This window comes from Patescibacteria group bacterium, assembly GCA_004297215.1.
Lineage (GTDB): Bacteria > Patescibacteriota > Patescibacteriia > UBA9934 > GWF2-40-263 > 2-01-FULL-63-20.
Genome location: SCUM01000001.1, coordinates 695,802 through 712,034 on the forward strand (window position 1 = coordinate 695,802; position 16,233 = coordinate 712,034).

The 16,233-nt window shown below is 53.9% G+C and carries 17 protein-coding genes; 16 read left to right on the forward strand and 1 reads right to left on the reverse strand.

The annotated features are described in order from the left end of the window. Nucleotides 1-43 precede the first annotated feature (43 nt). The 16 genes from EPO34_03550 to EPO34_03625 all read left to right on the forward strand — a co-directional run bounded on the left by EPO34_03550 (nt 44) and on the right by EPO34_03625 (nt 15,885). Nucleotides 44-370 (forward strand): hypothetical protein, encoded by a 327-nt coding sequence (locus EPO34_03550; protein ID TAK04194.1) that lies wholly within the window; start codon nt 44-46, stop codon nt 368-370. A gap of 4 nt (nt 371-374) precedes the next feature. After that, nucleotides 375-647 (forward strand): hypothetical protein, encoded by a 273-nt coding sequence (locus EPO34_03555; GenBank protein TAK04195.1) that lies wholly within the window; start codon nt 375-377, stop codon nt 645-647. A gap of 225 nt (nt 648-872) precedes the next feature. Continuing rightward, entirely contained in the window at nt 873-1,742 is an 870-nt protein-coding gene (locus tag EPO34_03560) for a hypothetical protein (GenBank protein TAK04196.1), read from the forward strand. 161 nt (nt 1,743-1,903) lie between these two features. Next, entirely contained in the window at nt 1,904-3,016 is a 1,113-nt protein-coding gene (locus EPO34_03565; GenBank protein ID TAK04197.1) for a hypothetical protein, read from the forward strand. Nucleotides 3,017-3,184: 168 nt separating this feature from the next. Next, nucleotides 3,185-3,613, forward strand: a complete 429-nt coding sequence (locus EPO34_03570) for a hypothetical protein (protein ID TAK04198.1) — start codon at nt 3,185-3,187, stop codon at nt 3,611-3,613. Between the two features lie 19 nt (nt 3,614-3,632). Next, nucleotides 3,633-3,878 (forward strand): hypothetical protein, encoded by a 246-nt coding sequence (locus EPO34_03575; GenBank protein TAK04199.1) that lies wholly within the window; start codon nt 3,633-3,635, stop codon nt 3,876-3,878. 3 nt (nt 3,879-3,881) lie between these two features. Then, nucleotides 3,882-4,658 (forward strand): hypothetical protein, encoded by a 777-nt coding sequence (locus EPO34_03580; protein TAK04200.1) that lies wholly within the window; start codon nt 3,882-3,884, stop codon nt 4,656-4,658. Nucleotides 4,659-4,884: 226 nt separating this feature from the next. Beyond that, complete coding sequence (locus tag EPO34_03585) at nt 4,885-6,684, forward strand: hypothetical protein (protein ID TAK04201.1); 1,800 nt, start codon at nt 4,885-4,887, stop codon at nt 6,682-6,684. 4 nt (nt 6,685-6,688) lie between these two features. Further along, nucleotides 6,689-8,257: a hypothetical protein gene (locus tag EPO34_03590; protein TAK04202.1), complete on the forward strand. Its 1,569-nt coding sequence runs from the start codon at nt 6,689-6,691 to the stop codon at nt 8,255-8,257. A 2-nt stretch (nt 8,258-8,259) separates the two neighbouring features. Further along, nucleotides 8,260-8,577, forward strand: a complete 318-nt coding sequence (locus tag EPO34_03595) for a DUF2479 domain-containing protein (GenBank protein ID TAK04203.1) — start codon at nt 8,260-8,262, stop codon at nt 8,575-8,577. A gap of 4 nt (nt 8,578-8,581) precedes the next feature. Further along, a complete protein-coding gene (locus EPO34_03600) occupies nt 8,582-9,214 on the forward strand; it encodes a hypothetical protein (protein TAK04204.1) in 633 nt (210 codons plus the stop codon). A gap of 6 nt (nt 9,215-9,220) precedes the next feature. Next, entirely contained in the window at nt 9,221-10,951 is a 1,731-nt protein-coding gene (locus EPO34_03605) for a hypothetical protein (protein ID TAK04205.1), read from the forward strand. 12 nt (nt 10,952-10,963) lie between these two features. Beyond that, entirely contained in the window at nt 10,964-11,164 is a 201-nt protein-coding gene (locus tag EPO34_03610) for a hypothetical protein (GenBank protein ID TAK04206.1), read from the forward strand. A 2-nt stretch (nt 11,165-11,166) separates the two neighbouring features. Continuing rightward, entirely contained in the window at nt 11,167-11,373 is a 207-nt protein-coding gene (locus EPO34_03615) for a hypothetical protein (protein TAK04207.1), read from the forward strand. Nucleotides 11,374-11,430: 57 nt separating this feature from the next. Continuing rightward, nucleotides 11,431-12,648 carry a hypothetical protein gene (locus EPO34_03620; GenBank protein TAK04208.1) on the forward strand — a complete coding sequence of 406 codons (1,218 nt, stop codon included), beginning with the start codon at nt 11,431-11,433 and terminating at the stop codon, nt 12,646-12,648. Between the two features lie 12 nt (nt 12,649-12,660). After that, on the forward strand, nt 12,661-15,885 hold the full coding sequence (locus EPO34_03625; protein TAK04209.1) for a hypothetical protein: 3,225 nt from the start codon (nt 12,661-12,663) through the stop codon (nt 15,883-15,885). On the opposite strand, the gene EPO34_03630 is transcribed toward EPO34_03625, so the two are convergent. After that, a complete protein-coding gene (locus EPO34_03630; protein TAK04210.1) occupies nt 15,836-16,102 on the reverse strand; it encodes a hypothetical protein in 267 nt (88 codons plus the stop codon). The genes EPO34_03625 and EPO34_03630 overlap by 50 nt on opposite strands. Nucleotides 16,103-16,233: the final 131 nt, after the last annotated feature.

The window sequence follows — 16,233 nt, forward strand, 5'->3', positions numbered from 1 at the left end:
TTGTGGACTACATCAAAGTTGTATATAATTACATCATAAAGATATGGCAGAACTTAAACCAACAAAAGGCAAGCCGGCAACGGCAGTCGAAGCTCCAAGCAAGCCGAAACGCGAGCTTCCGCGCGTGACATTTACCGCCGAGGATATTCCGGAAATAAAAAGCTGGAGCGTCGGCGGAAAATACCGCCTCGAAATGGAAGTCGAGCAGGTGGCAGCCGAAAAAGACCGCTACGGCTACGACGAGGGAAAGAATCAGCCCCTTACCGCAACATTCAAAGTCACGGCCGTCAAAGCCGTGAGCAAATCAGAAAAAGAAAGCAACCCGGGCTCCAAAAAGAACCGCCGGAATCCGAATGAACTCGGCTACTAAAATTATGAACGCTGACGCAAACAAAAAAATTGAAGAGCTTTCACAGGAAGATGCGCGCGCAATCGCCGATCTTGCCGAAAGCAAATACTTCCTTCCGCTCAAGCATCTCCTCGAAGCGCTGGATGCCGGCGCGACTACGCAGCTCAAAGACCACAAGAAACCGGATGCCGAGCTGCGCAAATGGCAGGGCGTCTGCGAAGGACTGGCCAACGTGACGCTCTGGATCGAGGCAATCGCAAAACAGGTCAAGAGCGGAAATAAAACCGGAGGCATATGACATACACCTAACACAATCGAACACAAAGAAGCCCCCTAACTTCTTATCAGCAATTGGCCGGCTCAGCTGACCGGCTAATCGCGGGGTTCTTAGGGGGACTTCTTACGCGATTGCAGGTCAGCCGAGCTGGTCAAAATACCAGCTCGGTTTGTTTGCGGACTACGCAGGAGCATCTAGGCCATGACCCTGAACGTAATACTCCGCCAACCGCAGTTCAAAACTCATATGAGCATTGAAACACCTACTGGCTCTGATCCGAAAGAAAACGCCGGCGCAGGCGCAAGCCTCGACGATGTGCTTTCCGGAAAGGAACACCCAGAGAGTCAATCACCAGACCCCAAGCCCAAGCCATCGGGCGACGGACACTCTGACAAGACGGGAGACGATGCCGGCAAAAAACCGGATGGTCAGCCCGCCGCCAACGCAGGCGCAAAAGGCGAAGACGGCAAACCCTCCAAGTACGCAAATCTTGACGAGGCGAACAAGGCGTACGGCGAGCTTGAAAAAAAGCTCGGCGAGCATGCCAAAGAGCTCGGAGAACTCCGGACTCTGAAAGAGGAGCATGAGAAAGTCCAAGGCTTCCTCACTGCCCTCGACAAGGCGCTCGCTGCCAAACCGGAACTGGCTGAACAGCTGAAGGCGGCTCTCGCCGGAAGCTCGGCCGGAGAAGGCAAAGGCAAAGCAGGGGCGGACAAAGATGAGGACGACGACTCTGTCGAAGCGACCGTCAACAGAATTCTTGACGATCGCGAGACGAAAGCGAAAGTCAAATCCGGAATCGATGCGTGGATGGATTCGCACAAGGAAGAGCTCGAAGCCGAAGACGGCAAGCTCGGCCACACGATCCTCGACACCATCGAAAAGGATAAGCTCCCATTCAATGCCAAAACTCTTCAGCTCGTCTATGACGCGCTGACCGGAGACAAAAAGGCAAAGAAGGCAGCCGAAGATGCGCTGAAAAAAGAGGAGATCGCCGATCTTGACCGCGAAAACGCCTCAGCCGTTGGGGACGGGGCACCGGCACCCAAAGGCAAAATCCCCGAAGGCGGATTTGATGCCTTCGTCAGCGGAATCGGAAATCCGAACCGCATGTAACAACCGAGTGCAGAGGCAATGCGCTCACAATCAACTGACAGTGAATTATGGCTGAACCAACTCACATCATCGGGCAGCTTGACACCCTCAGCGTCGAACAGTCGACTCGCGTTCCTGATGTAGACGATAAAATCTTCATCTTGGAGCCGGGCGAAACTCCTTTGACTGCCTTCCTTACGCAGATCGGCAAGATCGCGGACGGCGGTGGCAAATTCAAAGGATCAGCGCTTCAGAAGGAAGTCACCTTCAACCCCGAGTTCAAGGAGTATGAAGATCAGTACGGCGGCGTATGGGCGCGCATCAACAATGGCGCCGGATACGCCACGGGCGATACGGCATTTGTCGTGGACACACCGGGCGCTGCGATCTTCACCAAAGGCGATGTTGTAAAGAACACCCGCACGGGTGAAATTTACCGCGTCACTTCCGTGAACTACAGCACGAACACCATCACGGTGACTCGCGCACAGGGCTCTGTTGTGGCGACCGCTCTGGTCGACAACGACTGGCTGACCATCATCGGCACGGCGTCCGAAGAAGGCGCGGGCACGCTTCCGGCCAATCACACGCAGCTCGTTCCGGTCACGAACTACACGCAGATTTTCAAAACCTACGTGGAAGTATCGAAGACGCTCGACGCTTCAAAGACCTACCCGTCAATGAAGCCGGGCGAATACCGCCGGTTCCAGCGCGTGAAGAAGGCTATCGAGCACGCCAAGCTTATCGAGCGCGCCTACCTTTTTGGCGACAAAAAGGAAGTGGCAACGGGTCCCGACGGCGAACCGCTGCGCTACACAGGCGGCATCCTCGAAGCGATCACGGCTATAGGCAATGTCCAGGACGAAGCGAGCTCCGCCCTTACGGATACGGAATTCCGCAACTTCCTCCGCGACTATGCCTTCAAGTACGGCTCCTCGGAGAAGCTGTTCCTCTGCGGCAACGCAATCCTCGCCTACATCGAGAGCTTTGCCACCGGCAAGCTCCAGCTGACCCCAGACGACAAGACCTACGGCGTCATGGTGCGCAAGTACCAGTCTCCGTTCGGCATCTTGAATATCGTCCGCCACCCGATGTTCGATCAGGAATACTCCGGTCTCGGAGTAGTCCTCGACATCACCACGGTCAAGCATCGTCCTTTGAACGGCCGCGATACCGGGCTCACGACCAACGTGCAGGCACCGGGCGACGATAAGTTCAAAGACGAGTATCTGACCGAAGCAGGTCTCCAAAGGGTCAACTTCGAAAAGAACGCGATCCTTAAGGGCGTTGTCTAGCCGACTGGAGTGTGATCCCGACTCTCTTACTCAACGGGATACCAGAGCTTCTGCTTTGGCTTCCTGCCTCCTTTCGGGGGCAGAAGCGAGGGCAGAAAAACGCCCTTAGGCCAGGCGCGCAACAGTCCTCGGAGGTCAAAACATAACAGCAATAACAACATCCCTCGTATGGCAACATTCAGAACTCGCATCTATAAATCAGGCGGCGGCTCGCTCCGCATCGTTGTGAAGCCGGGCATGCCCCAATTCGAAGGAGGCGTAAAAGTCGGCGACAAGCCGGGCGTCTACGCTGACTTCGTCGGCGGAGAGTTTGTCACCAAAGATAAAGAAGTGATCGAAAAACTCCGCTCCCTTCCCACCTTCGGCGTCGACTTCGTTGAAGTTACCGACGAAGACGAGAGGGCCGGAAAAAATGCCGGCAGCGAAAGCACTGATCAGGCCGGCAATGCCGGAGATGATCAGTCCGATCCGCGCGCAGAGCTTGAGAAGCTGACTAAATCCCAGCTGCAGGAACTCGCGCAAGAGCGCGGAGTATCGCTCGATGCAAATCTCAAAAAGGCCGAGATCATCGACGCGCTTCTTAACGCACAAAAATAAGAAATCCCCCTGAAATTGTATGAGCAAATCCAACATCAAAATTCGGGCGGCTCATCGCGTCATTGTTGACGGCACAACTTACGAGCAGGACGACTTCCTGCCCGAAGACATTGATGCGGAGACGCTTGAGCAGCTGAAGCTCTCTCATGCCGTGTATGAGCAGGAGATGAGCCACGGTGAAAAATCATCGCCCGCTTCGGCCGAGGCCAAGCCGGAAGAGGACGAGGAAACCGAGGCGCCGAAAAGGCGGACTCGAAAAAAATAGCGTATGCCTATCGTCTCAAACGATCTAAAAGAATATAAATCTTCTGCATCGCAGTCATCGGGCGGTGCGATTTCGGGCACGCTGGTGACCGACAACGTCGACAACAACCTCTTCACTGACATAACCGGCGATGAGGCAGCTGCCGGCGGAACGGAATACCGAAAGATATTCCGCAAAAACGAGCACGGCTCGCTTGCATGGCAGAACGTGATCTCGTGGATACTCTCTCAGCCGACCAACGCCGCGCTTTCATTCGGCTTCGGCATTGATCATGCTGACGACGCCGACGGCGCGCAGGGCAACATGACCAACTTCAGCGCAGCTGCTGTGGTGGCTCTTGTTTCCGACGGCGCCGACACTCGCCAAGCGACCATCGTCGGCGAAGACAGCACCGGCGCACGGCAGACCGAAAACGTAACGCTAAACGGCGCGACTGAAGTACTGTCATCCGGCACCTATGCAAAAGTCTATGCGGTCTATCTCGCATCTCTTGATGCTTCCCGCACAGTTACAGTCAAGCAGGGATCGGGCGGAACAACCCGAGGAACCATCGGAACGAACAAAAAAATCTGCTTCCTGTGGCTCGGCAAAAAAGCATCCGGATCGATTATCGATGCCGAGGGCGGAAATGCTCCCGACAAAGCATCCGGCATGGAGCACGGCAACATAGCCGCAGCCGGAAACTTCGGCCTGTGGTACCGGCTGTCATGGCTTGCCGGCGCAGGCGCAGTCACCGCGAATTCCACGCAGGTGAAATCCGAAGGCGACACTGCAGCCTAATACGCACGGGGCCGTGCGAAAAACCAATCCAAATTTATGACCAAACCGCTTAGCAAAAAAGCACTCGAGCTTCTCAAAGAGCTGTTCTCCGAAATGTCCAACCTGCAGGTGCCTGCCGGCCTTGCCGAGCAGATCGTTGAAATCCGCAGCTGGACAAAAGAAGAACTGGCCAGAGCCGAGCGCGACAATCCAAGCGCAAAGTGAGCGGTCATAGAACACTGAGGCTATGGCGCTTGATGCAGTAAAAAATTTTGCAAAGGGCGCGGTCTCCCAGGGCTATGACTCGCTGGCAACCTCCATTGTTTTGGCCTCCGGGGACGGCGCACGATTTCCTGACCCGTCATCCGACGGTGAGTTTAATGTTGTCTGGTGGAATTCCACCGACTACGGCGACCCATCGGATGATCCCAATCGGGAGATTGTGCGTGTCACTGCACGGACTACGGATACGCTCACAATCACGCGCGCGCAGGAAAGCACCAGCGCAGCGAACCACAACACCGCCGGCAAAACCTACAAAGTAGCGCTCGCGATGTCGGCGAAAATGATCGCCGATCTGATTGCCGAACTGAACCTCCGCTTCAAGCAAGGCGGCAATGCTTTCGGCGCAGCAGCAGTTCTCGGAACGACCGACGACCAAGTCGTTCAGATACAGCACAACGGCAGCATCCGCCTCGAGCTCAATGCAAGCGGTCTCAATCTTTACGCCCCGCGCACGATTTACACAGCCGGTGGCGACATTTGGTTTGGCGCGACAACCGCGCACAACATCAAATTCAATACAAACAACTCCGAACGAGCGAGAATTGATTCTGCCGGCGATGTTAGCATCGGAACGACTTCGACAGGAGTCCGATTGCGGGTGGTCGATAACGACGGAGGCGGAGTCCGCGGTACCTATACCACGACCATAATGCAGATACACGGCAAGGATGCTGACGCAAACCATCTGCTGATTGATGCTGCAAACAACAATCCCTTTATCCTTTTCCGTCATTCAACAGGCACGTTCGCCTCTCCTGCCGCGACTGCAGGCAACAACTTTATTTCCGGCTTTGACTCTTATGCGCATGACGGCTCCGCATTTCAATGGGGCGCCCGATTTTTTGTGGCCGCTTCTTCCGGCGTTGCTTGGAGCGCTTCAAACCGAGGCACTGAACTTTGGTGCTATCTGTGCAATGTCAACACTACTTCGCCCGGGGTCAGATTGGTCATTAAAGGGAATGGAGAATTAACTTCCACTACCGGCACAACTATCGCCGAGGGCTCCGGCGGACAGATAAACTCGGTCAGCACAAAAAACGCGATGTCTGGCGTCGGGGCTATCGTAAATTATGCCTACGCCGGCATCCACAACGCGAACACCAACGGAGCGGGCGCCGGCATCGCTCTTACAGTTACCACTGCGTTCACAACCAACATTGCCGCTTCTCTTATCGGCTACCGCGTCGGCTCAAACGCCCAAGGGCGGCTCCTGATTTACACCAAACAGTCAACGACCGGCGGGGCTGCGCCAAACCTAGCGCTGGTTATTGATGAAAACCAGAAAGTTTTGATTTCGGGCACAAACGGCACTGCTTCTGCCCGCCTTCACATCCAGGAACCGACACTCGGCAGCGAAGCGCACCGCATCGAAACAGTGGCAACCAATGACGACGTGGCGGAGAAAGTGTATCAGGGACGCGCTGCGACGACTGATGCCACAGCGACAACCATCCTCACCCTCGCAACGATTACCGACTCGGTAAAGATGATTGAAATAAAAGTTGCAGCACGTCGAACCGGAGGCACCGGTGGCACTGCGGGGGACGGCGCGGGATATGCACGCGTTGCAACATTCAAAAACATTGCCGGCACAGTAAGCCAAATAGGAAGCACACAGGACAACGCAACCCATGAAAGTCAGGCCGTATGGGATGTTTCTTTCAGCATCAGCGGGACGAATGTACTTGTGCAGGTTACCGGCGCAGCCGACAACAACATCACGTGGCACGCAACTGCTCGCGTCTACGAATTGAGCACATAAACCTATGATTTACGGAACTCACGCATACGCAACAGCACCATACGCAGGAACTACACCGCAGAAAATATCCGTGGCTCGGATCATTGCCTATGTGCTCGATATTTTCGGATTGGCAGCGAAGCCGGCTACCTACCAGCTCGACATTTTCGCGCTGGCGAGCCGTGTGCTGACATACGCATGGGATCAATTCCAGCTGATCGCAAGAGAACTCGCTTATATCTTTGACCTCCGAGGACTTGCCAGCGTGGCTGTCTCATACATTCATGACATCTTTGCGCTGATCGGAAAAACCACCTCTTACGTCTGGGATATTTTCGGGCTCGCTGCGCGCACCGGATCATACCTATGGGATCAGGCAGCGCTCACTGCAAAAACGGTCGCGTATGTCTTTGGCATCAGCGCATTAGCTTCAAAGGCATACACCTATCTGCTCGACATCAATTCGCTGATTTACAAAATTACAGCGTATCTGCTCGACATTAAAAATCTCATCGCCAAAACGGCTTCCTATATCTGGGATCAGGCGACACTGATCGCCAAAACTCTGACCTACATTCTCGGCATCAATGCGCTTGCGGAAAAAACTTATACCTACATTCTCGATATCCGGATACTGGCATCCCGCTTGACGCAGTACGTGTTCGACATCATAGGCCCCGCAATCAAAACAACGGTCTATATGTGGGATCAGGCCCAGCTCGCAGCGCGCAGCATAACCTACCAATTCGGCATCTTCCTGAACGCGCTGATGCAGAGAACGTACATCTTCGATCTGAAAGAATTGGCTGCAAAGCTGACCGCATATCTCTTCGACATGCAGCAGCTCGCGACAAAAACATCAGCATACGTCTTTGACATGCTGAACCTCGCCGGAAAAACAATCGCGTACTTGTTCGATCAGACCATCCTCGCAGCAAAGCAGCTGGAGTATCTGTTCGATATGCAGCAGCTGGCTGCGCGCGTCACCGCCTATGTGCTGGATATCCGGAACCTCGCGGCAAAAACAGTCTCGTACCTTCTCGACATTCAAAATCTCATTGCCCGGGTAACTGCATACATCTTCGATATCCGCACAATCGCGGGCAAAGCAGGAACTTATCTGTTTGACATCTTCTCAGTAGTCGACCGGACGCTGACCTACCTGTTTGACATTCTGGCACTCGCTTCAAAGGCAGTGATTTATCTGCTGGATATTGAAAATACGATCGCAAAAATCCTGACCTATCGCTTCGAAATCAATGCCATCGTCTCGAGAATCCTGACCTACCGCTTCGACATTCTGATCACGATCGGCCGGATGTGGACATACCTGCTCGACATCTTCGGACTTGCCGGCAAAGCGATCCGGTATGTGTGGGATATTTTCAAAATTCCCGAGCCGATCAGAGTGGCAGTAGAGCTGCTGACGGCAAAATTCTCCGTGCTCCTCATGACCGCGAAAAGCATCATCGGCCTACCAAGCTCAAAGACCGGGATACCTCTCTCAAATGCGAAATCCGGAATAGAGCTGAAGCAGTCAAAGAGCGAGGCCGCTCTGAAAAGCGCGAAAGAGGAGATAAAACTTAAACCTTAAATATGGCAACCATAAAAATTGTACAAAACGATACCCGCCCTCCGCTTGAATTTGATATCACGCAGGACGGCAAGGCCGTAAATCTCACCGGCGCGACAGTCAAGTTTTACATGAAGAACGCAGATACTGGCGCAGTGAAAATCAACGGCGCAGCGTGCACGATCACCGATGCTGTAAAAGGCAAATGCCGATACAGCTGGCAGGCATCGGACACCAATACGGTCGGAACATACTCCGGAGAAGTTGAGGTAACCTTCCCCGACAGCTCGATCCACACGGGCTATAAGCAGATGATCATCGTCGTCCGCGACGACATATAAACATATGACCAGAGGAGAAATTAAAACCGCAATAAAAAACCAGACCGACGACAGCTCGGTCGCCGATTCCATTCTCAATGAATGGGTGCAGGATGCAGACCGCGCCGTGCAGACATGGCGTCCGGAAAAAGACAGCGAGCAGACGTTTGATCACTGGGACTACCTGCTCGAAGAAAAGGCCTACGAAACCGAGGCGAACAATAACCGATTCACGCTGCCGGACAACTTTCGCTCGTTTATTGAATTCACAATTGCCGACGACGAAAAGCCGTATCGGCTGATCGACTATGGCCTCCGGAACCGCTACAGCGACCATGTCTGCTGGATAATCGGCAAGTACCTCTACATCAAAGCGACGCCGGCTGAAGGCGGAAAAACAGCAACGCTGCTCTTCGTCCATATCTCCGATGAATTTGCTGCAGATGCAGATGAGCCGGAAATTGAATCGCTGTATCACGGTGCGCACGTCGCCTTCGGCAAAGGCCGCTATTACAACCAGCAGGGCGACACCGAGCTCGAGCGCGAGAACATGGCCGAGTTTGAGCGCGTCATGCGCCGCAAATGGCGCGATCAGACGCAGGCCCGCATGCAAACCAATCCGGACACAGTCACCATTCCGCGCCAGCACATTGTCTAAACATCTATGCCACTTCTGCGAAAAATTTGGAAACAATCGCGCTTCGACAAAGGACTCGGCAATCTGAATGCGCCGGGCATGTTTTGGTGGGCGCAAAACCTCGACTTTGAGTCGACCCCGCCGTATATCCGCGTGGCGCAGAAACTGCTCAAAGAAACTGACAGTGCTGCCGTTGCAACGCTTGCCGATATTTTCTGGAGCACGATATTCGACAGCACGAACTGGGCGATAAACATGCTCGACGGCAAAGTCTTCAAATTCAACTATCCGAGCTGGTCGGAAGTCCACGACAATGTGAATGCGTGGGGCGGGCTCGGCCTTTTCGGCGACAGCCAAATAGACAACTTCACGGAGAAAGGCTTCCTCTACTATGCATCAAACGGATGGGCGGGACGATATCAGCGCGAAACTGACACGTGGACTGACTCATGGCAGAGCTTTGCGGTCTCAAATAACGCAGAGCTGTGCCCGATCACGAAGTTTCTGAAATTCATCTGCTTCGGAAACCAGCGCTATGTAGCGGCATGGGATACCGGAGCCAGCTCGTGGAACGCGACGCGCATCACGCTTCCGCTTGGATACAAAATCAAGTGGTTTGCTCCGCTCACCGACTACCTCGTAATCTGCGCCTACAGCAATGCCTACGGTGCCGCGCTGTTTTTCTGGGATGGCATATCCGCAACTTACAACCGCGTGCTCCAGCTTCCGAACCTGTCGGCTCCAGCCGGAGTAGTGGACAAGAACCGGCTCTACGTGATCACCGGCGACGGCTGGATCAATCTCTTCGACGGGTCCGGCCTCGTGAAACTCAACCGCTTCCCCGACATCGAGTCCGGAGACATCAATCTCTCCATCAACCCTGATGCCGTCAAAGTGCACAAGGGCGTCATTCTTATCGGCCTTCGGGCCCACGGCTTCAATATGGAGAAGCGCTACTATGCCGGCGGAATATGGTGCTTCAATCCGGACACCAACGCCCTCTACTTCCGGCATACGATGTCGCACGGCGGCATCACCAACATCAGCGGAACCGGCGTCATCACAATAGGAAGCATTATGCTTTCCGTAAATTCCGATCAATTCCGCGCGGCTTGGTACAAAGGCGGCGGATCGGGCGCTTATGTCATTGACGTAAACAACGACACCGGCTCCTTCAAGCCGTATGACTGGAACGCAATCATAGTCAGCCCGCTCTTCGACGATGAGCCGTACCGGCGCAAGCGATTCATTCAGGAGGTGCTGAACTTTTGGAAGCCAATGCCGGAAACAAGCTTCGCCCGCTACGTGGTGAAATACAACACCGAAGAGCGCTATCAAAAATACTCGGCATTTGCCACCGGAGGCGGATCAAATTACTTCACTCTCTCATTTATCCCGACTGCCTACTTCAAAGTCGGCTACGAAGTCACAGTTGTCGCCGGAGGCGGCGCCGGACAAATCCGCCACATCACCAGCATCGACACCTCGCTTAACCGGGTATACGTGGACGAAACCCTGTATGCAGGAGCCAACTATGCCAGCGACTCCTATCTTCTCGTGACGCCGTTTCTGAAGATCGGCACAATCAAAGGAAATGAGAGCCCGAGCGCTATCAACAAGCTGTTCCGCTTCAATGCCCGCGCAAAGAAAATTCAGATCAAAATAGAAATCTGGTCGCCGACCGGCTTCACCGGGCAGTGGGACTTAGGCATCTCCGACATGAGCACGGTGTATGTGCCCGACCGGATTATAAAATAACCAAACACACATATGGCAACAGAAAAAAATTACACGCTTGAAAAAATCGACGAGCAGACCGCCCGCAAAACTGACACGCGGCAGTCTGTCACGATCGTAAATGTTGAGGATCTCCGCAGGCAGAAGGCCGAGCTTGAAAAGGAGATCGCAGACAGGCAGAAAATGCTTGCTGAAATTGAGGAGATCATCACGGAATTCGACAAACTGAAATAGCTATGAACAACGAAAGCCAAAACCCGCAAAATAAGCTCGATCCGTCGCTCGGATACCTGCTGACGATCCTGCGCGATATTCCAATCCTAAACACCGCGCCGAGCGATCCGCCGAAATATCCGATCAGCTTTGCGCTATACGACGACGGCTCCGTGCGCAGGTTTTACGTCTTCTTCAACGGAAATTGGCGCTACACAACGCTTACATGATCACATCAAAAATGATATAATATCAGCAACATAGCCATAGAAGTCCCCCTGCTTTCTATGGCAAACACACTCTACGATTACTACAAAACCAAAGGCCAGTCGCTCCCGTCAGTGCAGGAGCGCGCCAAGACCTTTGAGTCACTGGGGCTCGGATCATCAGCCGGATATAAAGGCACGTATGAGCAGAACGTGTCGCTTTTGAGTGCGCTGCAAAAACCGGCTGTTCCCAATCCTGCGACTCCCACCGCGCCTCCGGCGCCTGCTCCGACTCCCTCTCCTGCGCCAACTGCACCGAAAACAACCATCGACATTTACGGACAGAGCGTGCCCACGCAGACATCGCTTCTCGAGCAGTACCGGAAGCAGCTCGGCCTCGACAAGCTGACGGAAGACATCAATACCGCGCTCGCCAGCCAGCCGAAAAAATCCGACATCTATACCAAAGAGCTTGCATCGCTCGATCCGCAGCGCACACAGCTTAAATCGCTCGACCAGCGCATCGCCGAAATGGAAAACGCGCTGGATGCCTCTGAAGAGGATATCCGAAAGCGCACAACCGAAAGTGGCGGCCTCGTGACCGAGAGCCAGACACAGCGTCTCGTAGCCAGCGAAAAGAAGCCGCTTGTCGACGCCTACAACAAAATACTCGGCGAACGCAACCGGCTTGCCTCATCGCTCGGCGAAGAGGAGCGCCTCGCAAGAGAGCGTGCCGGCATCGCATACGAAGACGCGCTTCTTCCGCTGACCACCGCGCAGGCAAAGCTCTCGGCAATAAACCCTCTGTTTGAGCAATACTTTGGCGCGGCGAAATCCGATCTTGACCTGCAGATAAAGGCTGCCGAAACCGCAGCAGAAAAAAGGAACGCCAAAGTTGTCACCACACAGGTGGATGAAGGCGGAAATGTGAGCGTCGTGACGCAGGAAGCCGACGGCTCATTCAAAGTGAACAAAGTCGGCAATATCGGCAAACCGCAGAAGCAGAGCTCCGGCACTGAAGAGGCATACGACGACAATGACATCGAAGCATACGCTCTCGAGCTTCTGAATAACCCCAACTTCGACACTTCAAACGTGCCTCAAAAAATTCGCGCCAAAGTGCTCCGCAAGCGCGATGCGATCGTGGCCGAAGCAGAAAATCCTCAGCCGGCGCCGGGCTCTGTAAGCCCAGGTCCGCTTAGCGCATTCCCGAATCTGCAGGGACTCTCGTTCGGCTCAAGCAACAGCACGCCGGCATTTCTCCAGCCGGCAGCGGGAAGTTTCTCGCTCTTCAAGTAGCCACTATGACCTATGGCCTACATCAAAGACCCAAAAACCGGAAGATACATAAAGACAGCCGACACGCCGGCTAAAACCTTTCCTGCGCCAGCAGGGAATGTTCCCGTTGCCGGCAAACTGCCTGAAATTCAGGAGCCGGCAGCTCAGCCCGGGCAGATGCTTCGCTTTGAGAAAGGCCCAGACGGAAAATACATTAAAAAGACAGTCGCTGCTCCTGCAGAGGCAGCCCCATCCGCAACCACAAAAACCGGCAAGCCGAATCTCGCAACAGTCCCCGGGCTCATGCTTGCTGCAGAGCAGTCCGGCGTTGAGCTTCCCAAAGAAGCAACGGAAACCGGCAAGCGGTCGACACTGCAGAAAGTGCTCGACGTTCTCAATACCGGCGGATACGCCGTGGGTGGACTCATCAGCGGAAAAGGCATTAAGGCCGGCATCAAAGAAAAAATCCTGCCGTCCGAAGCATTGAATATAGAAAATCCGATCCTCGGATTTGCTGCCGATGTTCTGCTTGATCCGACCACATACATCACCTTCGGATACGGCGGAGGCGCAAAGCTGGCCGCTAAAGGCGGCTCGGTCATTTTGAATAAAGCAGGAACCAAGCTGCTCAAGAAAACAATTGCCGAAGTCGGCGAAGAGGCAGCGCGGAAAGCTCTCGCCAAAAAGATTGCCCAGGAGGGCGGAGAAAAACTGCTCGCCAAAGGCGGGGTCAAATTTGCCGGCAAGGAGATTGTGCCACGATCCGCGATCAATAAAGGCGCATCGCTGGCAGACACCGCGCTCGAGAAGCTTCCGGCAGTAGGCGCGGTCTATAAAGGCGCGAAAGAGCTCGGCGCAAAAGCGTTCGTGCCGTTTTCCGATATCAAAAAACTTCCGGGCGGAGAAAAATACGCCGAAAAATTTACAACATTCGCAAAAGGCACGCGCGCAAAGATCGCAGATACGGTCGAGGAATACACCAAGCTCGGCAAAAAGGCGCAAGAAGCGCTGGGGCCGGAGTATGGGACAAAAACAGCAGAGCTGCTGGAGACGGCATCGTACAAGCCGGCCAGACCGCTTCTCAAAGGCCTCAAAGATTACGAAAAAGAATTCATAAAATCGCAGGGCGTCAATCTCGACAATCTGGCAGTTTCCAAAACCGGAAAAGGAAAACCCCGGGACATTTTGAATATGCTCGAAGAGGGCGCAAAAAAAGAAGTCAAAGCGAAAAGAGGACGCCCGACTGCTGCAGCAAGCAAGTCAAAAGTTATTCTCATTGAAACAGCCGACGGCATGAAGGTGCTCGACGGCGCGCACCGGCTTGCCGGCGCACTCAAAAAAGGCGCGAAGGCAATCGACTATCATGTTGTGCGGGAAGTCGCGCCGAAAGCGGAACGCTCGCAGGTCGCCGATCTGATCAGTACGCTTCAAAAAGGACAGAAAGAAATTTCAAAAGCCGAAAAATCGCGTGGCATTCTGAAAACAGAACTGAAAGACGGCGGATATTTGCGTCATTTCCTAACGCCGGAAGCGCGCGAGTTTATGCAGAAAGGCGGAACGGTCTCCGGCGAGCTTACCAAGCCCCTCCGGGTGCGGACGCCGTTTGCTAAACAGCGCAAGCTCGAAGGAACGCTCGCCCAGATCAACAAAAAATTCCAGCAGGCCCACGGCATCAATCTGTTTGAGCCGGATGCATTCAAAGCGCTGGCTGGCCGGAAAGCCGAAAGCATCAAAGCCGTGAGCACGCACGACTTCTTCAGAGATATCGGCAAAGAATTCGGCATGAAGGCAAAATCAAAAAGTTTCAAAAGCCCCGTAACTGGAAAAACAGTCCGGGGCGCCCAGCCGGTCATTCAGGACGGCGTGCGCTATGTGGAAAGCTCCGTGCCCCAGCTCAAAGGCGTGCTCCTGCCGGAACCAATCGTGAAGCATCTCGACGAAACACGCCGGATACTTTCAAACGACGAGGCGACAAACTCATTCCTGCGCCTCTATGACCGCACGCTCGCAGTATGGAAAGGATCGGTCACAGGATGGTTTCCGGCATTCCACGGGCGCAACTTCATGGGCGGACTTTTCAATAACTGGCTCGGGGGCGTAAAAAATCCCGCACGCTATATTCAGGGCGACCAGATTGCCCGGGGAGCTGCCGGAAAATTTACCACCAATGTCGGCACTACCTACACCTACGACCAGGTGCGCACTCTTGCCCGCGAGCTCGGCGTCACCGGACAGCCGGGCTACTTGGACGTATTCAAAGAAGTGGAAAAAGAAATGGGAAAAGGCACGCTCCGCAAACTCGGCGAAACTCCGCAGGCAGTCATGGAGGTTGTGGAAAATCGTCTCCGCCTTCCGCTGTTTGTCGACCGCCTGATGAAGGGCGATGCACCAAGAGATGCTGCAATGCAGGTTTTCAAATTCCACTTCGACTACGCGCCGGAGGGCATAACCCAATTTGAGAAAAACGTGATGAAGCGCCTCATGCCGTTCTACCGCTGGACGCGAGGCAATATCCCGCTCCAGCTCGAGCAGATTGCCAAGCAGCCGGGCAAGTATGCCGCGATTGGCAAGATCGGCAATAAAGCGTACTCAGCCGAAGAGGACGAGGAGCGCCAGTATCTCCCGCCGTACATTCAGGAAGCATTCTCGTTCCGTGCGGGCAAAGACGAAAAGACCGGAGAAGTAAAATATCGCTACGGCATCAACGTGCTGCCGGCTGAAGATATCAACCGGCTCTTTCGGGGGAGCGCGCGGCGCACGCTTGAAGGTCTGATCGGGGAAACAGCTCCTCTTATCAAATATCCAATCGAGCTGGCAACGCGATACGATTTATTCCGAGGACAGCCGATCGAGAAATCAACCTACGTCGCAAAGTGGGTGCCGGAAGTTCCTGCGCTCGCAAAATTCCTCGATGTGAAAGCAGTTCCGAAAAAAGACGGAACCTACAGTTACATCGGCGACCCGTACAAGCTCCACTTTATCAACACATTTCTCGGCCGAATTTACAGCACAGCTGGAGCGAACACCGACGAAAAAAATTCGCTGGCAGAAAAAGCACTGTACAACCTGCTCGGCATAAAGAGCAAGAGCTTTGATATTGAAAAAGAAAAAAGCTACCGGGAGCGGGAGCTTAAAACGCGCATTGAAGATTTGCTCGAGCAGGAAGGCGTGATCCGAAAATTTGAATCGCCCTACATTCCGAATTCGTCTAAAGCCAAAAAGAAACAAACAGTGCCATACATCCCGCCAGTCCGATAAGACCGAGTATGCCGGATTCCCACTCATCCAATTTGCGCCCCTTCCAGAGCTTCCACAGTCCGGCTCCGAGGCCCAGCGCAAGAACGGCCGGAACCACGATCAGGCCGACGGCATCCAAGGCATCCTCCATGCCCCAAAGCAGATATCCCGCAGCCCAAGCAATCCCTATAACCAAGAGATATGCCAGCACCGGATAATTGTCCACAAATTTGCGCATAAAGGTCTAAAAACGTTGCAATCATTGGCATTTTACAGTTTCTCCAGCCCATTGGACAAGTCACTTTTTACACTTTCAAATCACATCAGCTAATGCTATAATTACATCAGGCCAGATGATACAAAATAACC